Source organism: Sphingosinicella microcystinivorans, assembly GCF_003634215.1.
Taxonomy (GTDB): Bacteria; Pseudomonadota; Alphaproteobacteria; order Sphingomonadales; family Sphingomonadaceae; genus Sphingosinicella; species Sphingosinicella microcystinivorans.
In genome coordinates, this window is sequence record NZ_RBWX01000008.1 from 266923 (window position 1) to 290649 (window position 23727).

At 63.3% G+C, this 23727-nt stretch carries 20 protein-coding genes and 1 tRNA gene; 8 read left to right on the forward strand and 13 right to left on the reverse strand.

Annotated features, from left to right (window positions below):
* The first annotated feature begins 22 nt into the window (after nt 1-22).
* Together DFR51_RS18815 and acnA are read left to right on the forward strand one after the other, a co-directional pair.
* Nucleotides 23-922: a P-loop ATPase, Sll1717 family gene (locus tag DFR51_RS18815; RefSeq protein WP_126494465.1), complete on the forward strand. Its 900-nt coding sequence runs from the start codon at nt 23-25 to the stop codon at nt 920-922.
* A 215-nt stretch (nt 923-1137) separates the two neighbouring features.
* On the forward strand, nt 1138-3819 hold the full coding sequence (acnA, locus tag DFR51_RS10250; protein WP_121050698.1) for an aconitate hydratase AcnA: 2682 nt from the start codon (nt 1138-1140) through the stop codon (nt 3817-3819).
* A 68-nt stretch (nt 3820-3887) separates the two neighbouring features.
* Here the strand turns inward: acnA and DFR51_RS10255 are convergent, their stop codons facing one another.
* The 8 genes from DFR51_RS10255 to rpmI all read right to left on the reverse strand — a co-directional run bounded on the left by DFR51_RS10255 (nt 3888) and on the right by rpmI (nt 13863).
* On the reverse strand, nt 3888-4523 hold the full coding sequence (locus DFR51_RS10255) for an HAD family hydrolase (RefSeq protein ID WP_121050701.1): 636 nt from the start codon (nt 4521-4523) through the stop codon (nt 3888-3890).
* 29 nt (nt 4524-4552) lie between these two features.
* A complete protein-coding gene (locus DFR51_RS10260; protein ID WP_121050704.1) occupies nt 4553-5857 on the reverse strand; it encodes a cystathionine gamma-synthase family protein in 1305 nt (434 codons plus the stop codon).
* A gap of 314 nt (nt 5858-6171) precedes the next feature.
* Nucleotides 6172-8406: an EAL domain-containing protein gene (locus DFR51_RS10265; RefSeq protein WP_207790680.1), complete on the reverse strand. Its 2235-nt coding sequence runs from the start codon at nt 8404-8406 to the stop codon at nt 6172-6174.
* A 159-nt stretch (nt 8407-8565) separates the two neighbouring features.
* Nucleotides 8566-9648: a sensor histidine kinase gene (locus DFR51_RS10270; protein WP_121050710.1), complete on the reverse strand. Its 1083-nt coding sequence runs from the start codon at nt 9646-9648 to the stop codon at nt 8566-8568.
* Between the two features lie 93 nt (nt 9649-9741).
* Nucleotides 9742-12114 carry a phenylalanine--tRNA ligase subunit beta gene (pheT, locus tag DFR51_RS10275; RefSeq protein ID WP_121050713.1) on the reverse strand — a complete coding sequence of 791 codons (2373 nt, stop codon included), beginning with the start codon at nt 12112-12114 and terminating at the stop codon, nt 9742-9744.
* The gene (gene pheS, locus DFR51_RS10280; RefSeq protein WP_121050715.1) at nt 12111-13193 is read right to left on the reverse strand and encodes a phenylalanine--tRNA ligase subunit alpha; all 1083 of its coding nucleotides are present in this window, start codon (nt 13191-13193) and stop codon (nt 12111-12113) included. Before pheS ends, pheT begins: the two co-directional genes overlap by 4 nt.
* A gap of 86 nt (nt 13194-13279) precedes the next feature.
* Nucleotides 13280-13645 carry a 50S ribosomal protein L20 gene (gene rplT / locus DFR51_RS10285; RefSeq protein ID WP_121050718.1) on the reverse strand — a complete coding sequence of 122 codons (366 nt, stop codon included), beginning with the start codon at nt 13643-13645 and terminating at the stop codon, nt 13280-13282.
* Nucleotides 13646-13656: 11 nt separating this feature from the next.
* A complete protein-coding gene (rpmI, locus tag DFR51_RS10290; protein ID WP_121050721.1) occupies nt 13657-13863 on the reverse strand; it encodes a 50S ribosomal protein L35 in 207 nt (68 codons plus the stop codon).
* A gap of 166 nt (nt 13864-14029) precedes the next feature.
* Here rpmI and DFR51_RS10295 point away from each other — a divergent pair, with 166 nt between their 5' ends.
* On the forward strand, nt 14030-14653 hold the full coding sequence (locus DFR51_RS10295; protein ID WP_121050724.1) for a LysE family translocator: 624 nt from the start codon (nt 14030-14032) through the stop codon (nt 14651-14653).
* Nucleotides 14654-14660: 7 nt separating this feature from the next.
* Here DFR51_RS10295 and DFR51_RS19505 read toward each other — a convergent pair whose 3' ends face one another.
* Entirely contained in the window at nt 14661-15218 is a 558-nt protein-coding gene (locus DFR51_RS19505; protein WP_121050727.1) for a methylated-DNA--[protein]-cysteine S-methyltransferase, read from the reverse strand.
* 20 nt (nt 15219-15238) lie between these two features.
* Here DFR51_RS19505 and DFR51_RS10305 point away from each other — a divergent pair, with 20 nt between their 5' ends.
* Nucleotides 15239-17293 carry an AsmA family protein gene (locus DFR51_RS10305; protein WP_121050730.1) on the forward strand — a complete coding sequence of 685 codons (2055 nt, stop codon included), beginning with the start codon at nt 15239-15241 and terminating at the stop codon, nt 17291-17293.
* Here the strand turns inward: DFR51_RS10305 and hisN are convergent.
* On the reverse strand, nt 17290-18060 hold the full coding sequence (gene hisN, locus DFR51_RS10310; protein WP_121050733.1) for a histidinol-phosphatase: 771 nt from the start codon (nt 18058-18060) through the stop codon (nt 17290-17292). The two genes, DFR51_RS10305 and hisN, sit on opposite strands and share 4 nt — an antisense overlap.
* Before the next feature lie 78 nt (nt 18061-18138).
* Here hisN and DFR51_RS10315 point away from each other — a divergent pair, with 78 nt between their 5' ends.
* The 4 genes from DFR51_RS10315 (at nt 18139) to DFR51_RS10330 (ending at nt 21698) form a co-directional block, all read left to right on the forward strand.
* Nucleotides 18139-18747: a glutathione S-transferase N-terminal domain-containing protein gene (locus tag DFR51_RS10315; protein WP_121050736.1), complete on the forward strand. Its 609-nt coding sequence runs from the start codon at nt 18139-18141 to the stop codon at nt 18745-18747.
* Nucleotides 18748-18924: 177 nt separating this feature from the next.
* Nucleotides 18925-19674 (forward strand): fibro-slime domain-containing protein, encoded by a 750-nt coding sequence (locus DFR51_RS10320; protein ID WP_121050739.1) that lies wholly within the window; start codon nt 18925-18927, stop codon nt 19672-19674.
* A 123-nt stretch (nt 19675-19797) separates the two neighbouring features.
* The gene (locus DFR51_RS10325) at nt 19798-20562 is read left to right on the forward strand and encodes a helix-turn-helix transcriptional regulator (protein ID WP_121050742.1); all 765 of its coding nucleotides are present in this window, start codon (nt 19798-19800) and stop codon (nt 20560-20562) included.
* A 32-nt stretch (nt 20563-20594) separates the two neighbouring features.
* The gene (locus DFR51_RS10330; RefSeq protein ID WP_121050746.1) at nt 20595-21698 is read left to right on the forward strand and encodes a pyridoxal phosphate-dependent aminotransferase; all 1104 of its coding nucleotides are present in this window, start codon (nt 20595-20597) and stop codon (nt 21696-21698) included.
* Between the two features lie 4 nt (nt 21699-21702).
* On the opposite strand, the gene DFR51_RS10335 is transcribed toward DFR51_RS10330, so the two are convergent.
* The 3 genes from DFR51_RS10335 to DFR51_RS10345 all read right to left on the reverse strand — a co-directional run bounded on the left by DFR51_RS10335 (nt 21703) and on the right by DFR51_RS10345 (nt 23690).
* A complete protein-coding gene (locus DFR51_RS10335; RefSeq protein ID WP_121050749.1) occupies nt 21703-22119 on the reverse strand; it encodes a DUF3830 family protein in 417 nt (138 codons plus the stop codon).
* A gap of 105 nt (nt 22120-22224) precedes the next feature.
* A tRNA-Pro gene (locus DFR51_RS10340) sits at nt 22225-22301 on the reverse strand.
* A gap of 84 nt (nt 22302-22385) precedes the next feature.
* Complete coding sequence (locus DFR51_RS10345; RefSeq protein ID WP_121050752.1) at nt 22386-23690, reverse strand: FAD-dependent oxidoreductase; 1305 nt, start codon at nt 23688-23690, stop codon at nt 22386-22388.
* Nucleotides 23691-23727: the final 37 nt, after the last annotated feature.

Consider the following 23727-nt stretch of genomic DNA (forward strand, 5'->3'; position numbering starts at 1 on the left):
CTATAGTCATGATATAAATGAATTGCGCAAGGATGTTACTGAATATCTTTCAACAAAAGATAAACTTGTAGTTCTGATCGATAATTTGGACAAAGGATGGGAATCCAATGGTGTCAGTGGAAACGACTTATTGATGATCAGAACATTAATTGAAGTAGGAAGGAAGATAGAAAGAAATTTATCAAAAGCTAATATAGATTCATTTTGCTTAGTATTTTTGAGAAATGATATTTATGAACTTCTTCTTGATAATACTCCTGATAGAGGCAAAGAAGGCAAAATTGCTATCGATTGGACCGATAGAAATTTGCTAAAGCAAATAATTAAAAACCGACTTTCTTCGTCAAACGTTGAAAATGCAAATTGGGGGAAAATTGCTGCATCCCATGTCGATGACCGAGGGAGTTTAGATTGGATTATAGATCGATGCCTTATGAGACCAAGGTATTTGATAGATTTTATAAATCGCTGCCTTGGTTCGGCATCATCACGAAGTCATAGTCAAATTGAGCCAGACGATTTCAAATCCGGGTACCAGGCATTCTCGTTGGACGCGTTGGTAAATACAAATTTGGAAATCAGAGATGTTAAGCCAGAATATTATGATGCTGTATTTTGCATGCGTGGAATGAAACACAGAACTTCAAGGATATCCATATCATTATCTTTGCTCTCTAGGGGGTTTATAGAGAAGGAGCATTCAGATATTATAGAAATAATGATTTGGTACGGAGTTCTAGGAGTTGTTGACGATAATGGATTGGCCACGTTTATTTATGAAGTTGAGTATAATAGCCACGTAATCGATCAATTGCGCGGAAAACGAAATCTTGATGACGAAATTTTTGAGATTAATCGAGCGTTCTGGCCTGCGTTAAAGATTGATAGCGACAATACCGCGCCCAACGTGAGACTTATCTAGATTCGATGAGGATATATTTAATAGATAAGGATTTTCTCGTAAGTTTTATTTATCTGATTTTCACTTCAGTCAACATTTTGACAAGCCTCTCTGCGACTTTCGTCCCCTTCCCAACCCGGCTCCCCTTCGTTAAAGCAGCCCCGACTCCGGCGGTTGCTGCGCTGCAATAGGCGCGTACGGCCGGGCCTGAATGGCAAGACAAGGGGATCGTGAAGATGACCGCCACCGGACGCGACAGCCTGAACACCCGCCGCACGCTGAATGTCAGCGGCCGCGAATTCGCATATTATTCGATCCCCGCCGCCGCAGAGCGCTTCGGCGATTTCTCGGCGCTGCCCTTCTCCATGAAGGTGCTGCTGGAAAACATGCTGCGCTTCGAAGACGGCGACACCGTCACCGAAGGCGACGTTGAAGCCTTCCGCTCCTTCCTGAACGCCAACCTTGGCGAGCGCGAGATCCAGTATCGCCCCGCGCGCGTGCTGATGCAGGATTTCACCGGCGTTCCGGCCGTCGTCGATCTCGCCGCGATGCGCGATGCGATGGCGAAGCTCGGCGCGGACGCCGAAAAGATCAATCCGCTCGTCCCCGTCGATCTCGTCATCGATCACTCGGTGATGGTGGACGAGTTCGGCACGCCCAAGGCCTTCGGGCAGAACGTCGCGCTGGAATACGAGCGCAACATGGAACGCTACAAGTTCCTGAAGTGGGGCGCGCAGGCGTTCCGCAACTTCCGCGTCGTGCCGCCGGGAACGGGCATCTGCCACCAGGTGAACCTGGAATATCTGGCGCAGGCGGTGTGGACCTCGGAAGACGCGAGCGGCGCCACCGTCGCTTACCCCGATACGCTGGTGGGCACCGACTCGCACACCACGATGGTGAACGGCCTCGGCGTCCTCGGCTGGGGCGTCGGCGGTATCGAGGCTGAGGCCGCGATGCTCGGCCAGCCCGTCTCCATGCTCATCCCCGAAGTCGTCGGCTTCAAGCTCACCGGCAAGCTGCCGGAAGGCATCACCGCCACCGATCTCGTGCTCACCGTCACGCAGATGCTGCGCGCGAAGGGCGTCGTCGGCCGTTTCGTGGAGTTCTACGGCCCCGGTCTCGATGCGCTGAGCCTCGCCGACCGCGCCACGATCGCCAACATGGCGCCCGAATACGGCGCCACCTGCGGCTTCTTCCCGATCGACGCGGAAACGATCCGCTACATGCGCTTCACCGGCCGTGAAGACTGGCGCTGCGAAATGGTGGAAGCCTATGCGAAGGCGCAGGGCATGTGGCGCGATGCCTCCACGCCGGACCCTGTGTTCACCGACACGCTCGGCCTCGATCTTTCGGAAGTGCGCCCCAGCCTCGCCGGTCCGCGCCGCCCGCAGGACCGCGTGCTCCTCGAAGACCTCGCCGCCGGTTTCGAAGCCGAGCTGGCGAACAGCTTCAAGGTCGCGGACGCGAAGAAGCGCGTGAAGGTTGAAGGCGCGAACCACGATATCGGCCACGGCGACGTGGTGATCGCCGCGATCACGAGCTGCACCAACACTTCGAACCCGGATGTGCTCGTCGCCGCCGGTCTCGTCGCGAAGAAGGCCCGCGCCAAGGGCCTGACGCGTCAGCCGTGGGTGAAGACCTCGCTCGCGCCCGGCTCGCAGGTCGTCACCGATTATCTCGAAAAGGCGGGCCTGCAGTCCGATCTCGATGCGATCGGCTTCGATCTCGTCGGCTACGGCTGCACCACCTGCATCGGCAACTCCGGGCCGCTCCCGGCGCCGATCTCGAAGGCCGTGAACGACGGCGACATCGTCGCCGCGTCCGTCCTTTCGGGCAACCGCAACTTCGAAGGCCGCGTCTCGCAGGACGTGCGCGCCAACTACCTCGCCTCGCCGCCGCTCGTCGTCGCCTATGCGCTCGCGGGCACGGTTCGCAAGAACCTCGCCGTGGAGCCGGTCGGCACGGGTTCGGATGGGCAGCCGGTGTTCCTGAAGGATATCTGGCCGACCAACCACGAGGTTCGCTCCACCGTCGAGTCCTCGCTCGATGCGGACATGTTCAAGGCCCGCTACGCCCACGTCTTCAAGGGCGATGCGCAGTGGCAAGCGATCGACGTGACCGGCGGCCGCACCTACAGCTTCTCGTCGGTCTCCACCTACGTGCAGAACCCGCCGTACTTCGAAGGCCTCTCGATGACGCCGAAGCCGCTTGTAGACATTGTGAACGCCCGCGCGCTCGCCGTGTTCGGCGACTCGATCACCACCGATCACATCTCGCCGGCGGGTTCGATCAAGGCCGATTCCCCGGCCGGCACCTATCTCACCGAGCATCAGGTGAGCCGCGCCGACTTCAACTCCTACGGCTCGCGCCGCGGCAACCACGAAGTGATGATGCGCGGCACGTTCGCGAACATCCGCATCAAGAACAAGATGCTTCCGGGTGTCGAGGGCGGTGTCACGAAGCACATCCCTTCGGGCGAACAGCTTGCGATCTATGATGCGGCGATGCGCTACAAGGCGGAGGGCACGCCGCTCGTCGTTCTCGCGGGCAAGGAATACGGCACCGGCTCCTCGCGCGACTGGGCCGCGAAGGGCACGACGCTCCTTGGCGTGCGCTGCGTGATCGCGGAAAGCTACGAGCGTATTCACCGCTCGAACCTCGTCGGCATGGGCGTTCTGCCGCTGCAGTTCCAGGGCAGCGACAGCGCTGAAACGCTCGGCCTCACGGGCAACGAGCTGTTCAGCATCGATGGCGTCGCCAGCCTGCAGCCGCGTCAGGAGGTCACGGTGAACTTCACCCGTGCCGACGGCAGCACGGGTTCGTTCGTGGCGCGCTGCCGCATCGATACGAACAACGAGCTGGAATACTTCCGCAACGGCGGCATTCTGCACTACGTGCTGCGGAACCTCGCCGCTTAAGGCCTGGCTTCGGTCAGGGCCGAACGGTCAAGGAAGGGCGGGCGCCGAAAGGTTGCCCGCCCTTTTCTTTAGTCCCAGTCGATGATCTGCCAGCCGCGCGTTTCGGCGAGCGCGCGCAGCTTCGGCGTCGGGTTGATCGCGAAGCCTTCGTCCGACCATTCGAACATCGGCGCGTCGCTGTGGTGGTCAGAAAAGAAGCGCACGTGCAGCGTTTCGCGCGGCGGCAGCGCCTCGGCCACCATGTCGCGCTTCGCGCTGTCGTAGCAGTTTTCGCCGTCCAGCCGGGCCAGCACCGCGCCCGATGCGTCGCGCTGCGATTTCGTGCCGATCACGTGTTTCACGCCCAGCCGCGCGGCGATGGCGTGGACATAGAACGTGTAGGATGCCGTCGCGATCACCACGGTGCGCCCTTCCGCCGTCTCCGCGTCGATCCGCGCCTGCGCGCCCCGGAACGTGCGCCCCGGCACCATCCAGCGCGCAAAGCCCTCCGCGCGCGGCGCGATCCGGTCCATCGGCACGCGCCGGCCCATCAGCAGCCGGTGGTTGATCTCCTTCAGCCGCCCCCGGCTCACCAGCTTGCCGACATACGCCGCGCCCGCCAGCAGCGACAGCGGCAGGAAGGCCAGCCGCCACGGCGCCTCGTGCCACGCCCAGTAGATCAGCCAGGGCGAATAGGATCCGCCCTGTGTGATTGTCCTGTCCATGTCGAAAACAGAATACTGTATTAGGTTACTCAAACAGCCTCCAGCGCTTGCCTGAAGTCCGCGACTAGATCGTCTACATGCTCAACCCCGATCGACACCCGAACCAGATTGTCGCTGATCCCCAGCTCCGCCTTCCGCGCATCCGGCACCGACAGATGCGTCATCGCCGCCGGATGACTCGCCAGGCTCTCCGTCCCGCCGAGCGAGACGGCAAGCTTCACCAGCTTCAAGTTGTCCAGCAACCGAAACGCCTCCGCTTCCCCGCCCTTCACGATCACCGAAAACGTCGAACCCGCCCCCGAACAGTGCCGGTCGTATATGTCCCGCTGCGCACTCCCCGGCTCCAGGAACCCCAGATACCCCACACGCTCGATCTTCGGATGGTCCCGCAGGAAACCACAGAGCGTCCGCGCATTCGCCTCCGCCCGCTCCATCCGAAGCTGCACCGTCTCCAGGCTGCGCAGCAGCATCCACGACGTGTGCGGATCCGTGATCGTCCCGATGGTATTGCGCAGCGCCAGGATCGGCGCGAGCGCAGCCTTGGTCCCGATGCACGCCCCGCCGACCAGATCGGAATGTCCGCCCACATATTTGGTCAGCGAGTAAAGCGAGATGTCCGCACCATGCCGCGTCGGCGCCTGAAAGACGGGGCCGAGAAATGTGTTGTCACACATGATGACCGGCGTCTCGTCTTCGGCGAACACCGCATCGCGCGCGGCAGCGACCGCCTCGATGTCGACGAGGTCGTTCGTCGGGTTTGCCGGGCTTTCGAGGTAGATCACCGAAACACGCCCCTTGGCCTTCGCCGCGCGTAACGTCGCCTCGATCGCCTCCCAACTCGCCGACGCGCGAAAATCCATCCAGCCCACCGAAAACTTGCCGATCACGGCATCGATCAGTTTCTCGGTCGCCGCATAAAGTGGTGCGGAATGCACGATGATATCGCCGGGCCGTACGTAGGCTATCAGCGCCGTGGTGATGGCCGACATACCGGTGGAGAATACGAGCGCATCCTCCGCGCCTTCCCACAGCGCCAGCCGGTCTTCCAGAATTTCCTGATCGGGGCCATTGAAACGGCCATAGACGAGCCCCTCGGCGCCGCCCGGGCGCCGACCGATAATGCCCTCGAAGAACCGCTTACCATCCGCCGCGCTTTCGAAAACATAGGTGGAGGTAAGGAAGATCGGCGGCTTCAGTGAGCCTTCGGACAGGGCCGGATCATAGCCATATCCCATCATTAACGTAGACGGATGGAGCGTACGCCCGCCAAGCTCCAGCGACTGCGGCTTCATCGCGCGACGGCGCGGCGGCGGCGGCGGTTCTGCATCCGTCATGCCCGTAACCTATCCCTCTGCCTGCTCGTCTGCAACGAATACGCCCGAAAACGGAGACGGGCCGGTCAAGGGCAATAAAAAAGCCCCCGCGGAGGGGGCTTTTCTTGTTGGGAGCGGCAGCTACGCCGCTCCTGAACTGCAGCGCCTAGAGGTAGCTGCCGCCAAACAGCCAATCCCAAAAACCCTTCGCGGGCTGAGCCGGCTTACGAGTCGTATTCGTACGCATATTTGTTCCCCAGCATCACAGTTATGGCAAGCTGCCTTGCTGGTATTTATGCTTAACGAATATGGTTTACAAGCATTAACCGCCAAAGTTAACCATTTGCCTTAACTTTGGCGGGATAGGCGATCATCTCCTTGAGGTCGGAATCCTCCATAGGCCTCGCGATGTGGTAGCCTTGGCCGCGATCGCAGCGAATCTGCGCGAGCGCGAACAGCTGCTCGGGCGTTTCGATCCCTTCCGCAACCACCTCCAGCCCCAGGATATGCGCAAGCTCTATGGTCGACACCATGACTGCGCGGTCTGCAGGCCCATCTAGAAGTGCGTTGGTGAAACGGCGATCGATCTTGAGTTCTGTCGCCGGGATTTTGCGCAGATACTCCAGCGTCGACATGCCTGTGCCATAATCATCAATGGCGATCCCGATGCCGAGCATACGCAGCTCATTGAGGGTCGCAAGCGCTGCTTGCCCCTCGGCGATCGCGGCCGTCTCCGTGATTTCCAGAACGAGAGCATCCGGAGGGATTTGATAGCGTGCGAGTACGGACCTCACGACATCCACGATCATGCTGGACGAGAGTTCGCTCGGCGATAGGTTGACCGACATTCGGAATGCCGGATTGCGACGAAGAACATCGCGCGTCACTGCACCGGCGCGATCGAGAACGAAGGCGGTGACCTTCCCGATTCGGCCGTTGCGCTCGGCGATCTCCACGAAATCCATCGGACTGATGGGGCCGCGCACAGGATGCGTCCAGCGCACCAGCGCTTCTGCGCCGCTGATCACCGCCGTTCTGAGATCGAGCTGCGGCTGATAGGCAACCCAGATGTGACCCGCTTCGAGCGCATCATCGAGTTCACCGAGCAGCGACAGCTTCCATTCCTTGGCCTTCGCCGTCGCTGGGTCGTGCACCATCCAGCAGACGCCTTCCTCGCTCGCTGCGTGAGCGGCCGCAAGGGCGCTGGCCAGGCGGTGCGACATCGGCAGGGCGGTTTCGCGATCAATCCCAAAGGCAACGTCCACATCATAGCTGCGCTCGGCAACCTTGATGGGGCTGCGGAAGATCAGTTGCATAGCCTTGAACTGGTCCACGACTAGTTCAAGTTCCGCAGCGTTGGTCAGCCAGACGAAATTGCCGTCGTCACCGTGCCAGAGCTGCGCGCCGGTCGTACCGATCGACAGGCGCGCCGCGATGAGCTTGGTGAGTTCGTGCTCGAAATCAGGGGGCAGCGTACTGACGATATCGGCAAAGCGGCGCACACGCGCGGCGATCAAGAGCTCTGACGAGATGAGATCCTCGCGGCGAAGCATCGCGTTGACGGTGGGGAGACCCGAAACGGGATGCACGAGACCAAGCTCTCGCCGGCGTTCGAGCACCTGCTGCCATGCAAATACGACGAGCGAGCCGACAGCCAGAAGCAGTGCGGGTGCCACTTCCACGAACACATGGGCATGTTCAAGGACCAGCGGCAGCACCACAAGCATGGAGAGGCCGGGAACACCGAGCATCCATTTAAGCCGATTGCTGCCGTAGAGCAGCGCCGTGGATACAGCGACAGCCAACATCCAAAGCGGCCACCAGCCAAGCACGGCAGGTCGGCCCGCCTTCAGCGTTTCCGCCCCAAGAACAGTAACGAAAACGCTCGTCGCGTGCCCCTGCCCGGGCACAGCAAGTCGTGTCGAAAGCGTTTTCGAGTTGAGCCCCACCACGACCGTACGCCCCTTGACGTCGAGTTCTGATCGCCCGGTGATCACATCGGCCGCACTCGCATAGGGAATCGATGCCAGCGTATAGGAATAGTCGATAGGGAATTTCTCGCCGAGCCGACCGTCAATTCCGGCGATCGCCGTCTCCATCGACCTGCGCACTCGGTCTCCGATAACCTGCCGATACGCAAGATCCGGCACACCGTTCCAGTACCGCAGGAACTTCATCGTCGAGACCACCTCGGCGGTGTCCCCGAGGCTGGACGGTTCAAGGACGCGCGCCTTGCCATCGGCGGCGTAATCGTTCGTGCTGGCCAGGAACACAGCACCCGGATGCCGATCTATGACCTCTGCAAACGCGCGGTCTCCCTTGGGTTCGAGTGGTGGCAGATAGAGATCGAAGAATACCCGGTCGGCACCGGACTCAAAAAGCCGATCGGTGAGCGCAGCGAGGCGCGCACGGTTCCAGGGCCAAGGGCCAGTGGTCGCGATCGCCTCATCGTCAACGCCAACCACGACCACCTCGCCGCTCACCGGCTGGGCGCGGATCTTGTTGCGTAGGGTGAGAAGCGCAAGGTCCACCGGCTCCATGAACGCGGCAATCCCCATGAGCCCTGACACGAGCATCAACCACAGCAAAGGCTTGCGCTTTTGCGCAAGCACCGTGAGCGGCTCGAGAGCGCGGGACAAAGGCATGGTCACATGGTTACCGACCGAACCTTAAGAAAAATTATCAGGCGGCCCGCCGAGGCACGAAAAACCCCACAAATCCGCCTTCCACTATGCGGCCGCAGAAGTCTCCGTCCTTAGCCGCTTCATGGTCGTTTGAAGCGTAAAGTGCAGGCCTTCGGGGCGGTACATCACACCGACGGCTCCACCAAACTGCGGCGCGAGCGCCCGGTTTAGAAGGCGTGATCCGAAGCCCCGGCGTTTCGGCAAAGCGACGGGAGGGCCATCTACCTCTATCCATTCAAACGCAAATGGATCGTCCGTACCAGCTCTGCCTGCTTGCCATCGAATGTCAATTTTCCCGGAGGGCACTGAAAGTGCGCCATATTTTGTGGCGTTTGTCGCAAGTTCATGCACAGCAAGCGCCATGGATAGCGACTGGTCGGCGGAGAGATAAATCGACGGCCCACTCAGACGGATAGCCTCAGCGTTCCCATGGGGTCGGAGCGCTTGCTCCACGATGTCCTTGAGCGGCGCATCGCTCCAGCGGGACCGGGTCAATATGTCGTGCGCATGTCCCAGTGCCTGCAAACGTTGTGCAATGAGCTTCCGTGAATCTTCAGGGGAGGATGTGCGAAACGTCTGATCGATCACGGCAGAAACGACCGCGAACATATTCTTCATGCGATGCGCGAGTTCCTGATTGAGAAGCATGGCGTGGCGCTGCGCTTCGATCATGGCAGTCGTCTCGATGACCGTATCTATCATGCCGACAACATTGCCCCACTCATCTCGCACCGGGCTGTAGCAGAATGTGAACCACGCCTGCTCAGGATAGCCGTGGCGGTTTAGCGTGATAGCGAAATCCTCGATGAACGTGGCCTCGCCTTCGAAGGCGCGCTCCACAATTGGTCCGATCTCGCTCCAGACTTCCGACCAGACCTCGTTGAACGGCCTCCCCAGTGCCGCCGGCTTGCTGCCTAGAATGGGCTCGAAGGCGTCGTTGTAGATACAGATCAGTTCGGTGCCCCAGACGAGGCACTTTGGAAAACGCGAACTCAGCACCAGAGCAACAGCCGACTTCAGCGTAGGAGACCAGTCCTTCGCAGGCCCGAGAGGTGTTGTCGACCAATCGAATGCGCGGATAGCGTCGCCCATCTTTCCGCCGCCTTCCAGAAAATGCAGAAGCGGCATACGGTGAACTCCGGGCGGCGGAACTGCCGAGGCCGAAACGCTATAACAGACCCCGATGGTTAACAATCCGTGCTTGCGACGAAACGAAATTCTCTATTCGCGCAGCTCTCCACCGACGGCACGCGCCGCCTCGACGATCTTTCCGGCAATCGCGGAGAGTTCCTCTTCGGTGAAGCTGCGCTCGTCGGGCTGTAGCGTCGCGCGTATAGCAAGCGAGCGCTTGCCCGGCTCGATGCCCGCGCCCTCGAACAGGTCGAAGAGGCGAACCGCCGTTATGCGCTTCGGCTCAGCTTTCTGCACCGCGCGGAGCAGCGTGTCCGCCGCCAGCGCCTTGTCCGCAACGAAGGCGAAATCGCGCGTCACCGCCTGTAGCGCCGGAGGCGAATAGACGGCCCGACCGCGCTTGCCGCGGGGCGCGGGAATCGCGTCGAGGAAAATCTCTGCGACCGCGACCCGACCCTGAAGATCGAATGCGCGCGCGAGGCGGGGGTGAAGCTCGCCGAACTCGGCGAGGATCGTCTTGGGGCCCAGGCCGAGCTTTGCCGAACGGCCTGGATGATACCATGCGCTCGCACCCGTGAAAGCCTGCGCCCGCTCCACGGGCGCACCGGCAGCCGCGAGCAACGCCAGAACTTCGGCCTTCGCGTCGAACACATCGAAGCCCTTGGCCGCGCCGTCGCGCCAGTCCTTTTCCTGACGCGCTCCGGCAAGAACGAGGCCTAGCGTCAGCCGCTCGCCCTCGCCGAGATAGCGGCGTCCGAGTTCGAACAGGCGGATCGAGGCTGCACCGCGGTCGCTGTTGCGCCGCGCTGCAGCAACGAGGCCAGGGAGGAGCGACGGGCGCATGACGGCGAGGTCGGCGGAGATCGGGTTTTCGAGCACGAACACCCCGCCTCCGAAGCTCTCGGCATCCTGCGGCGCGATGAAGCTCCATGTGACGGCCTCATCCAGACCGCGTGCGGCGGCGGCGCGGCGCAGGGTGCGTTCGGTGAGTTGGGCGGGCGTGGCGGTGGGCTTCGCGACTCCCTCGGCGCGGGCGAGCGGGGTGGAGGGGATCGCGTCGAAGCCGGAGATGCGGACGACCTCCTCGACGATGTCGGCAGCACCATCGACATCGCGGCGCCACGACGGGGCGGTGATGCACCACGTGTCGCCCGTCTCGACCATGAAGCCGAGTGCGGCGAGTATTTCGGCCTGCTCCGCCGGATCGACGGTGACGCCGGTGAGACGCTTGGTGAGGTCGGGCGTGTAGTTGACCTGCGGGGCGATCACGGGGGGCTGGCCGGCGCGGAGTTCGCGGCTGGGATCGCCGCCGCACAGGTCGAGGACCAGGCGGGTGGCGAGCTGGAGGCCGCCTTCCAGGAAGGCAGGGTCGACACCGCGTTCGAAGCGGGTCCGGGCGTCGGAGGTGAGGCCGAGGGCACGACCCGTACGACCGATACGCTGCGGGTCGAAGTATGCGCACTCGATGAGAATATCGGTCGTCTCGGTCTCGACGCCCGAATGCTCGCCGCCCATGATACCGGCGATGTCGTGGACCTCGCGCGCGTCGGCGATGACGGTCATCTCCGGTGTAAGCGCGTAGGTCTTGCCGTTGAGCGCCACGACGCTCTCGCCCTCCGCCGCGCGGCGGGCGACGACGGCGCCGGAGAGCTTCGCAAGGTCGTAGACGTGCAAGGGGCGACCGCGATCGAAGGTGATGAAGTTCGTGATGTCGACGAGCGCGGAGATCGGGCGCAGGCCGATCGCGGTGAGGCGGCGTTGGAGCCACGCCGGCGACGGACCGTTCTTTACCCCGCGCACGACGCGACCGAAGAAGGCCGGGCAGCCTTCGGGATCGTCTGTGCGGATCTCGACCGGGCAATCGTAGCCGCCGTCGACGCTTTCGACCGTGCCGGGCTTCAAGGTGCCGAGGCCGAGCGCAGCGAGATCACGCGCGATGCCGCGCACGCCCATGCAATCCTGGCGGTTCGGTGTCACCGCAACCTCGATGACGGGATCGTCGAGACCGAGCACTTCCGCGAACGGCGTGCCAACGGCGGGTTCGCCGGCAAGATCGATGATGCCGGTGTGCGCGTCGGACAGCTCAAGCTCGCGCTCCGAACACATCATACCGTGCGATTCGACGCCGCGGATCGCCGCGACTTTCAAGGTCACGTCGATGCCGGGGACATAGGTGCCGGGGGCGGCGAACACGCCGTAAAGGCCTGCGCGCGCATTGGGGGCGCCGCAGACAACCTGCAGGGGCTCGCCGGTGCCGGTATCCACCTTCAAGACCTGGAGCTTGTCCGCCTGCGGATGCGGCGCAGCCTCCAGAATCTTCGCGACGCGGAACGGCGCGAGACGATCGGCGGGGTTATCGACGCCCTCGACCTCAAGCCCGACACGGGTGAGGCCAAGCACGATCTCTTCAAGCGAAGCGGCGGTGTCGAGGTGGTCCTTCAGCCACGAAAGCGTGAACTTCATGCGCCGACTCCTCCCGAAAGCGTGGGTACGGCGAGTGGCGAGAAGCCGTAGTGCTTCAGCCAGCGCACATCGCCGTCAAAGAAGGCGCGAAGGTCGGTCATGCCGTATTTGAGCATCGCCAGGCGATCGATGCCGACACCGAAGGCGAAGCCCTGCCACTCTTCGGGGTCGAGCCCGCAGGCGGAGATGACGCGCGGATGCACCATGCCCGAGCCGAGAATTTCAAGCCACGAGGACTCGCCACCGATCTTGAGCGTGCCGCCCTCCCACGAACAGCCGACATCGACCTCGGCCGAGGGTTCGGTGAAGGGGAAGTAGCTGGGGCGGAAACGCAGCGTCACGTCATCGACCTCGAAGAAGGCCTTGATGAATGTTTCCAACGTCCACTTGAGGTGCCCCATGTGGATGCCCCGATCGATGACGAGGCCTTCGACCTGGTGGAACATCGGCGTGTGTGTCGCATCCGAATCCGAACGATAGACACGGCCCGGTGCGATGATCCGGATGGGCGGCTCCTGGCTCATCATCGTACGGATTTGCACGGGCGAGGTGTGCGTGCGCAGCAGAAAGCGGCGGCCTTCCTTCGCGAGTTGCTCCGGGAAATAGAAGGTGTCGTGCATAGCCCGCGCCGGGTGCGATTCCGGGATGTTGAGCGCGGTGAAATTGTGCCAGTCGTCCTCGATCTCCGGGCCAGTCGCTACGGCGAAGCCGAGGTCGGCGAAGATTTCGGCAAGCTCGTCCATCACCTGCGACACCGGGTGGACGGTGCCGAGCCGGGCGGGCTCAACCGGAAGCGTAACATCCACGGCTTCAGCCGCGAGCTTCGCGTCGAGTTCGGCCGCTTCAAGGGAATCCTTGCGCGCTGACAGCGCAGCCGACACCGCTTCACGTAGCACGTTGAGCGCCGCACCCGCGACTTTGCGCGCCTCGGGGTCCATCTGGCCGAGCGCCTTCAGCTTCTGCGTGATCGCGCCGGACTTGCCGAGCGCAGCGACGCGCAGCGCCTCTACAGCGGCGGCATCAGACGCGGCGGCGATTTTGGCGAGCCACTCGCTCTGCTCAGCGGAAAGGTCGGACATCGTTGAACCCCGGTTCCATGAAAGAAAAAGGCGCGGCCGCTGCCGTGAGCAGCGCCGCGCCTTACCATTGCTTTGGTTCGCGTTTGTTACGCGGCCTTCGCGAGCGCAGCTTCTGCCTGCTTGACGATGACCTTAAACGCTTCGCCCTCGTGGACGGCGAGATCGGCGAGCACCTTGCGGTCCAGCTCGACACCGGCCAGCTTCAGGCCGTGCATGAACCGGCCATACGTGAGGCCTTCTTCGCGGACAGCGGCGTTGATACGCTGAATCCAGAGTGCGCGGAAATTCCGCTTCTTAACCTTCCGGTCGCGATAAGCGTACTGACCGGCCTTTTCGACAGCCTGACGCGCGATGCGGATCGTGTTCTTCCGGCGGCCATAATAGCCCTTGGCTGCCTTCAGAAGCTTCTTGTGCTTGGCGTGCGTGGTTACGCCGCGTTTGACACGTGCCATGGACTATCCTCCTACTTCAGGCCGTAAGGCGCCCACTGCTTCAAGACCTTCTTGGTCTCGCAGTCGGCCAGCACGTCGGTGCCGCGGTTTTGGCGGATGTACTTGGAATTGTGGCTGATAAGCCGGTGGCGCTTGCCAGCGACGCCGTGCTTGAGCTTGCCAGTCGCGGTGATTTTCAACCGCTTCTTGACGCCGCTCTTCGTCTTGAGCTTGGGCATTTCCGTCTCCTTGAAACGCTATAAGACCGCCTCGGCAGCCCACACTGGCCGGGCGGTCACGTTTTTCGAAGGGCGCGCTATAGCGGGGCGGGGCGTGGAGAGCAAGTGCAACAACACACATGCATGGCGCTGTACTGGCTTCACCAGTCGTTCTAGACACTGCATCATGACCATCACACAATCCCTGATCGCCTTCACCGCCGCCGCGACCGTGCTGACGCTGACACCCGGCGTCGATACGGCGATGGTGCTGCGGAACGCTGCCACCGGCCCGCGCAGCGCGGTTTTCGCGGCGATCGGCATCGGGCTTGGCTGCCTGATCTGGGGCGGTGCCGTCTCGCTGGGGCTCGGGGCGCTGCTCGCGGCCTCGGAAACGGCCTTCACGATCGTGAAATGGGCGGGCGCGGCCTATCTTCTTTATTTGGGCGTCGGCCTGCTCCTGAGGCCGCGTGCCGCGCTTGCCGTGGGCAATGCGACGACGGGAGGCAGCGCGCGCGAGGCCTTCACTGGGGGCCTCGTGACCAACCTGCTCAACCCGAAGGTCGGCGTGTTCTACATCACGTTCCTGCCGCAGTTCATCCCCACCGGGGTCGATCCGGCCGGGTTTTCCTTCGTTCTTGCGGGGGTGCATGTCGTGCTCGGCATGTTGTGGTTCGCCGTGCTGATCGCCGCGACCATCCCGCTCGGACGATTCCTTGCGCGGCCACGCGTCGTGAAGACGATGGACCGGCTGACCGGCGGCGTCTTCATTGCGTTCGGCCTGAAACTCGCACTTTCCCGGCAGGGCTGAGGCTGAACTAGCCGAAAAGCCCCGGCTGGACCGCAGCGACGGGCGCACGCTCGTGTGCGAGCAGCCAGCGCTTGCGTTCGATACCGCCGCCAAAGCCGGTGAGCGAACCGTCCGCGCCGATCACGCGGTGGCAGGGCACGATGATGGCCACGGGATTCGCACCGTTCGCCGCGCCCACGGCGCGGACAGCGGCGGGGCGGCCGATGATGGCCGCCTGCTCCGCATAGGACCGCGTCTCGCCGGGCGGGATGCGCCGTAGCGCCGCCCACGCCTCTTTCTGGAACGCAGTGCCGCCGGGATCGACCTCGATCGCCGCCGTCGCGGCGAAATCGCCTTCAAAATAAGCTACGAGCGCACGGGAAACATTAGCGGGCGCCGCTTCCTGCATTTCGAGCGCAGTATCCGGCCCTTGGTACCGCGCGAGAAGCGTATGGAATCGGTCGTCCTTGTCGGCCCATTCGAGCGCCCGCACGCGGCCGTCCACACCCCAGACACAGAGCATGTCGCCGGTGGGCGTACCGATTCGCGCGGCGGCGAGCGTGTGTTTGGGGGAACGCTGAAGCATCTCTGCACGTTAATCCCCACATGCAGACGCCGTCCATCCGCGAATGGGGTCGGGAATGGGGCCAATCCGGCCGCGACACCTGGGATCGGTTGCCGAACCCGGCGAAGCTTGCGCTCAAGGCCTTGCTTTGGGTGGTAGGCGTGCTTTTCTTGCTGTGGCTGATCCTGTTTATCACCAAGGGACGCTTTCTTGAGCGGCCCTTCGAGCGGATCGCGACCAATATCGTAGGCCGCGAGGTGAGCGTCGGCGGCGATTTCCAGTTGTATTCGAATCCGCACATCAAATTTCGCGCCGAAAAGCTCGTCGTCGCCAACCCCGCGTGGGCCGAGGGCGAGCGGTTCATCGATTCGGAGCTGATCGATCTTCGGATCGACATTCTGCGCCTGATCTTCGGAGATGTTCTGTTCCGGCGCGCGACGCTGAAAGACACGCATTTCGCCCTTGAGTGGGACGAGGCCGGCGTTCGCAACAGCTGGACTTTCGGCGAGACAGGCGGCGAGCCTTTCCGCCTGCCGAAAATCCGCGAGGCAGCGATCGCGGGAACCTCGCTCGCCTACCGCGATCCACCGCGCCAGCTTTTCGCCGATCTCAGCTTCGCGCCGATTTCCGCGCGCTCCAACCGCTTCGGCCAGTCGATTGGCTTTCAAGGGCGCGGCACATCCATGCGCGAGCCCTTCCGCGTGAGTGGCCGCCTGGAAAGCCCGAACGCCACCGCCGCCGGGGGCAGAAACGATATGACGGCCCGAATCGAGGTCGGCGACAGTCGCATCGATGTCGCCGGCACCCTGCCCGGCGTCACCGAACTCGAAGGTGCGCTGCTCAATCTTCATGCCGAGGGCGGTAATCTGGCGACACCCTTTCTGCTGCTGGGCGTCGCCGTACCCGAAACCCGGCGCTTCGACCTCGGCGGCGAACTCCGACCGGTGGGCAACGAATGGCGTATGACCAAGATCGCCGGAACGTTCGGCGACAGCGATCTTTCCGGCAGCATGACCGTGCGAACCGGCGGCGAGCGCCTGTTCATCGCGGCGGACCTCGCCAGTCGCGCGCTCGATATTCTGGATGCCGGGCCTTGGATCGGCATACCGCCTGAACGGCTGGACCGCATGGGCGGCAAAGGCGCGATCACCAGCGAAGGCGGGCGGCCGCGCGTGCTGCCTAACGCGCCGCTGAACGCTGACGGACTGAGCCGGTTCGATGCGCGGATCGCCTACCGCGCCGCTGCGGTTCGCACCGGCACGATCCCACTTCAGAACCTGCAGCTAACGCTGGGGCTCGATAACCGGCTGCTGACGCTGAAGCCTGTCCGCTTCGACTTCGCGGGTGGCACGCTGACCGGAAACATCGATCTCAACGCCCGCCGGTCGCCAGTGGTGACACGCTATGATGTGAACCTGAGCCCGGTCCGCATCTCTGAACTGTTAAGGGGCTTCGATATAGACGGCACCGGAACCAAGGGCGTTCTGAAAGGCCGTTTGACGCTCACCGGCTACGGCAACGACGTGCGCGAGTCGCTGGGCTCGGCGAACGGGCGCATTGCCGTGATCCTGCCCCAAGGCGATTTCTGGCTCCGCAATGCCGAGCTTCTGGAACTCGACATCGGCGATTTCGTGGAAGCCGCGCTCGGCAAAAAGCTGAAGGAACCCGCACGCATCCGGTGCGGTCTGATCGCCTTTACCGTGAAGAACGGCGTAGGTCGCGCGGACCCCATCTTCATCGATACCCGCAAGAACGTGATCCGGGGCGGCGGCACCATCAGCTTCAAGGATGAGAGCCTCGATCTTGCCGTGGAGGCGGACGCGAAGAACCCCAGCCTGTTTTCCGGCCAGTCGCCGATCGGCATCGGCGGATGGTTCGCGGCGCCCACTGTGAATCCGATCTCCGGCGAGTTGATCGGTCGTGCGGCTGCGGGCGGCGTGCTGGGCGCGCTGATCTCGCCGCTTGCCGCGCTGGTCGCCTTTATCGATCTCGGCGATGAAGAGGACACCAACTGCGCGCCGGTGCTCGCCGGGGCGAATGGCGCGGCGGTGCGGGCGGCGGACAAGGCCGCCGAAAAGAAGAGGTCGGACGGCTAAACGAGCAGACGCCGAGAGACTTCGGGGAGCAGCGAGGCATCGCCGAGCGCGATGACGCTGCCATTGCTGTTCTGATCGAGGGGGCCGCCTTCCCAATCCGTCATCGAACCGCCCGCACCGATGACGATGGGGGCGAGCGCGGCGAAATCGTGGAGCTTGAGGTTCGCCTCGACGACGATGTCGATGTGGCCCGCCGCGACGAGGCCGTAGTTGTAGCAATCCCCGCCGTAGACAAGCTGGCCCGCCGCGGCGGCGAGCGCTTCGAACCGCGTGCGTTCGGGCGCGTGGAAATACTGCGGGCCGGTAGAGGCGATAAGCGCCATCGAGAGCGCAGGGCAGCGGCGCGTGGTGACGATCCGACCGTTCAATGTCGTGGGCTCGCCCTCGGCTCCCGTCCAGCGGTCTCGTCCAATCGGCTGATCGATGATGCCGAGCACGGGGCGGCCCTCTTCGAGGAGCGCGATGAGCGTGCCGAAAATGGGACGCCCGGCGATGAAGCTGCGCGTGCCGTCGATGGGATCGAGGACCCAGACGCGCGAGGCACCGGGATTTGAAATTCCGAACTCCTCGCCGACGATGCCCTCCGCGGGACGCTCCGCATCGATAAGGGCGCGCATGGCGGTTTCGGCCGCGCGATCGGCGACGGTAACGGGTGAGGCGTCGCCCTTCGTCTCCACTTCCACCCGGGCACGGAACCAAGGCCGGATCGCTTCGCCCGCAGCGTCAGCGAGCCGGTGCGCGAAGGCGAGATCATCGGCGCGACTCATGGCGCACCCCGCAATGGTTCGACTTTCCTTGCCGGCGCGGCACCGCTAGCGTGCGCGAAATTTTTCAGGGAATCATGCATGAAGCTCTACATGTCCTACACCTCGCCCTATGCGCGCAAGGTGCGTGTGTTCGTTCGCGAGCTCGACCTTGAGGACGCCGTCGACGAGGTGCCCGTGAATCCGCTGGAGGATCCGGACGAGCTGGTCTCCGTAAACCCCGTGTCGAAGATACCGGCGCTGATCACCGACGACGGAACGTCGGTGCACGACAGCCGCGTCATCCTCGCCTATCTCGCGAGCCTCAAGGATCCGGGAGATCTTTACCCGGCACCGGGCGATCCGAAGCGCTGGGCCGCGATGACGCTTGCCGCGCATATCGACGCCATCCTCGACGCCGCCGTCGCGTGGCGCATGGAAACCCAGCGGCAGCCGGGCGAGCGCTCCATCTTCTGGCAGGGCCGCTGGCGCGGGAAGATCGAGCGCGCGCTCGACGCGCTCCCCGCCATGCTGGATGCCGCCCCCAGCTATCGCCGCTACGCCGAAATGCTTTCGGTGATCGCGCTCGAGTATATCGATTTCCGGCACCCCGTGCTTGACTGGAAGCGGACCCGGCCCGAGCTTACCAAGCTCCACGACGAATGGGCTTCGCGTTCGTCGATGGTGGAAACACAGTTCCCGCAAGGCTGAGCCCCGGCATCGTTCTGGTGCCGGTATAATTTACATTCTGAAAACTTGCTTTCGAAAACTCCAGAGAGACTCGCTCGGATTCCCGTGGATTCCTCTCGACTGGCACAGGCGTTGCTTAAGGAGCCTCTACGGGGGGGCGCCGAAAGATGAAAAAGCGCCCGGACAGTGGAGGATGACATGAACATTCGCATTCTGGGCAGCGCCGCAACGGCCGTCGCACTTCTCGCGAGCATGCCCGCAGACGCCGCATCGATCTCGCTTTCGGCGACGGTGCGCGATTTCTCGGCCGCGCATCCGGACTTCGAGGACGGTATCAGCGGCCTTGTTCCGGGCCTCGTCAGCAGCACGCTGAACGCTGAAGGCAATCCCGACTTCATCGGCGCGCCCGGTGCCGGCGCCATTTCGAGCGCAGCGTCGTTCGACCAGTGGTACAAAGACGTGCCGGGCACGAACACGGCCTACACGATCAACCTGACGCTGAATGAAATTGCGCCGGGCTCGGGCATCTTCAGCTACGCCAACTCCGCCTTCTTCCCGATCGACGGCGTTGCGACGGACACCGAAGGCCGTCCTCACAACTACCACTTCACGCTCGAGCTCGAGACGAGCTTCACCTACCAGGGCGGCGAAGTGTTCAACTTTACGGGCGACGACGACCTGTGGGTCTACATCGACGGTCAGCTCTGCATGGACCTTGGTGGCGTGCACGGCGCGGTGTCCGGCTCGTGCAGCCTCGACTCGCTCGGCCTGACGGTAGGCGAAGACTATGCTTTCAAGCTGTTCTTCGCGGAGCGCCACACGACTGAATCGAACTTCCGGGTCGACACGACGATCCTGCTTGAGGACACCTCCGTTCCGGAACCGGGCATGCTCGGGCTGCTCGGCCTCGGCCTCGTCGGCATGGGCGCACTTCGCCGCCGCCGCTGACCCTTGGCGAGCAGGCGAAAACATCGGGCGGCTCCTCGAGGGGCCGCCCTTTTTTTCGCGCGTTGCGGATTACCGGGCGACAAGGTCATGGTCCTGTCAGGTGCTTCCGCTTAGACTCCGGCCATGACCTACGATGCCCTCCCCCGTGTCATCAGCGCCATCGGCGAGCCCTATTTCCACGGTGTTGCAGCGCAGACGGTCTGCCATGCGCTCGGCTTCGACCTCTCTGCGCTGATCTTCCACCGGGGCGGACACGCAGAACCGCTTTTCCACGATTTTGACCGCATCGGCTGCACCCACGGCATGGCAGCCTATGCCGCCGTCACCCATATGGCGAACCCGATGCTGCAGGCGTTGCCGGAAGGCGCAGTCCGTGCCCGCGACTTTGCCGTGCACGATGCGGCGGGCCTGCCAAGCGCCGAAACGCTGATCTGGACGGACACCGAGGAGCTCGGCTTCCGCACCCCAGGCTGGCCGGAGCGGCAAGAGGAGATCGGTCTCTACGTTCCGGCAAGCGGCGGCACCCTGGAGCTGAGCCTTTACCGGGAGCGCGGGCGCACGGGCGCATCCGATGGGCAGCTCGCCAGCCTGGGCATGATCAGCAAACCGCTTGCAGCGGCGTTCGTGCGCCATGCAGCACTTTGCGCATTCCGCCCGGCAGCGCTCAGCGCCCGCGAACGCGACGTGTACGACCTCATCGTCCGCGGCTGTTCGACGGAGGCGGTCGCGCTTCGGCTCGGCATCAGCCGTCATACGGTGAAGGACCACCGCAAACATATTTTCCGCAAGCTCGGCGTCGGCTCGTTCGCGGAACTGATTGCACGGCACTGGGCGCGCGCAGCCCCCTCCTCGGAGGGATTGCTGCCGCACGGCACGACGGAGCACTGACGACTAAACCCAGCAGCATCGAGGTCGTTTCCATGCGCTATGTCAGAATGCCGATCGAGGTCGAATCCCCTGAGGAGTACGGCTACGGCAACATCCGATACAATCTTTCCGAAAGCTCGATCACCGACCAGACGCTGTCGAGCCTCGGCCTTTCCGTCCCCGATCTGACGCTGCTTTACGGGGAACATCGCGGCGGCGAACGGCTGCGCACGCTGATCGCGGCGGATGCGCCGAGCCTGAAACCCGACGACGTCCTCGTCTGCGGCGGCGCGGCAACGGCGCTGTTCATCATAGCGACCGCACTGCTCGGGCCTGGCGACCATCTCGTCGTGATCCGGCCCAACTATGCGACGAACCTTGAAACACCGCGCGCGATCGGCTGCGCGATCAGCCTCATCGATCTGAAGTTCGAAGATGGCTTCCGCATCGACATAGGGCGCATCGCCGCCGCGATCACGCCGCGCACGAAGATCATCAGCGTCACCTGCCCGCACAATCCGACGGGCACGATGCTGAGCGAGGCCGAACTCCGCCAACTCGTGGACCTTGCGCGCGAGAACGGCTGCAAGCTGCTTGTCGACGAGACGTACCGCGAGCTTTCCTACGGCGGGATGCTGCCGCTCGCGGCATCGCTTGGCGTGCACGTGATCAGCGTGTCGTCGCTGTCGAAGGCTTTCGGCGTGCCCGGCATCCGCATCGGCTGGCTGATCACCACGGACCCGGCACTGCAGGAGCTGTTCCTCGCTGCGAAGGAGCAGATCAGCATCTGTGGAAGCGTTGTCGACGAGTGGATTGCCGAGCAGGTGCTGAGCCGCCGCGCCGCGCTGCTGACGCCGACGTTGGACGAGATGCGGGCGCGACTCGACCTCGTCAGCGACTGGATGGCGGGGGAGCCGCTTCTGGAATGGGTGAAGCCCTCAGGCGGCGTCGTGTGCTTCCCCCGGATGCGCGACGTGCCGCACAGCGGCACGGACGGCTTCTACAAGCGCCTGCTTGAAGCACACGGAACCTACGTGGGGCCGGGCCACTGGTTCGAGATGCCCGACACGCACTTCCGCCTCGGCTATGGCTGGACGACGCGCCCGGAGCTGGAAGCCGGGCTGAACGGCATTTCAAAGGCGCTGCGCGGCACCTGAGCGTTCAGGCAAAGCTCTCGATCAGAACATCCTGCGCGCCGTGCCAGAGCGCGCGCTTGCCGAGTGCGGGCAGTTGTTCCAGCCCTTCGACGATGGTGAGGAAATGATTGCCCGCGAGCTGGCCGAGCTTGCTCGCGAAGCACACCGCGCCATAGGCCAGCAGGATTTCCGTTTCGCTATAACCGCCCGGGTAAAAGATCATCTGACCGGGCGCCGGATAGCTGGTCGCGTTCTCGAAGGTGAACGGAACCGATGCCTCCCCGAGCGGCACCCAGCAGCCTTCGCCGCTCCAGCGGACATGTACGAACTGCGTTTTGTACGGCAGCAGGGAGAGGAAATACCGACATGTCTCCGGCGCCCGTTCGTGTTCGAGAACGGCGAGGAAGACAAGGTCGCCGACGGTGATGCGGATATCGGCCATGCGTACTCTCCCAGCGCGCCGCGCCACGAGCGGCGCGCGGACGCTACCGGCTGCTCCAAGGATTGCAACCGGGCAACCCATCGTCTGATCCGAGGAACTGCGCGTTGGTCGGGGAGAGAGGATTCGAACCTCCGGCCCCTGCCTCCCGAAGACAGTGCTCTACCAGGCTGAGCTACTCCCCGACGCGCAGGATTTGCCGCTGTGGGCGGGAGCCCTCGGGACAGCGGACGGCGGCTTATAGCGAGGGGGCCCTGCCCCCGCAAGCCTCAGCTTCGCGCCGCCGTCATCATATCGTCAACGACCACGAACTTCTCGCGCGGGGCGCCGCCGCGCGCCCTTGCGACCTCGGCGGCGTCGATCTTCTGCCACTCGCGGAACGTGACGATATCGATGCCCTTTTCGGCGGCGAGCGCATCGAGACCAGTGCGGCCTGCCTTGTCCGACGGCGTAATGTCGGAGGCGATCAGATCGGCGATTGCGAAGCCATCCGGCCGGTTCGTGCCGATGGTGCCCGTGGGACCGCGCCGCGCCCACCCGACACAATATAAGCCCGGTGCGATGCGTCCATCCTGGTTCACGAAGCGGCCCCCGCGATCATCATAGGGCACGCCCGAGATTGGCAACGTGCGGTAGCCGATGCAGCTGACCACCATGCCGCAGGGGATGTCGATCATCTCTCCGGTGCCTTCGGCGCGGCCTTCGACAAGGCGGGTGCGTTCGAGGCGGAGCGCTTCCACCCTGCCCTCGCCCAGCACCTCGACCGGACGGAGGAAGTAGTCGAAGTAGACGCGGACGGGCTTGTCCGGGTCCGGGGCGGTGGCGGCGAAGGCGCGCAGGGTAGCGACTACTTTGCGGAGACCGGGTTCCAGCGCTTCGTCTTCCTCGACGGGCGGGAATGCTGCCGGATCGACGACCGGGGAGGCGCGGGCAAGCTCGCCCATCTCGCCGACCTCCTTGGGCGTGAAGCTCACCTGATGCGGGCCGCGGCGGCCGACGATGCGGATCAGCTTGACCTGCGACGTGCCGAGCGCATCGACGGCGTGCTGGACGATGTCCGCGCCTTCAAATTCCTCCGGCAGCTTCGCGAGGATGCGCGCGCAATCGATCGCGACATTGCCGTTGCCGATGACGACGACCGCATCGCTTCCGAGCGGCGGCGCGAGATCGACGAAATCGGGGTGCCCGTTGTACCAGCCGACGAATGCGGCTGAGCCGAGCACGCCCGGCAGATCCTCGCCCGGGATGCCGAGCGGGCGATCGGTGGGCGCGCCGGTCGCCAGCACCACAGCATCGTAGAGCCCGAGGAGTTCATCGACGGAGATGCCGCCATCGCCCACCGGCACATTGCCGACGAAGCGGACATTGTCGGACAGCGCCGTCTTCTCGTAACGGCGCGACACCGCCTTGATCGACTGGTGATCGGGCGCGACGCCCGCCCGGATGAGGCCGAAGGGTGTGGGCAGCCGGTCGATGATGTCGATGCGCACATCGCCGCCGTTCAGCTTCTGGGCGGCTTCCGCTGTGTAGTAACCCGCCGGACCCGAACCGACGATCGCGAGCTGAAGCGTCATTAAGCTCTTTCCCACAGTCGTTTTTTCCGATGCTAGA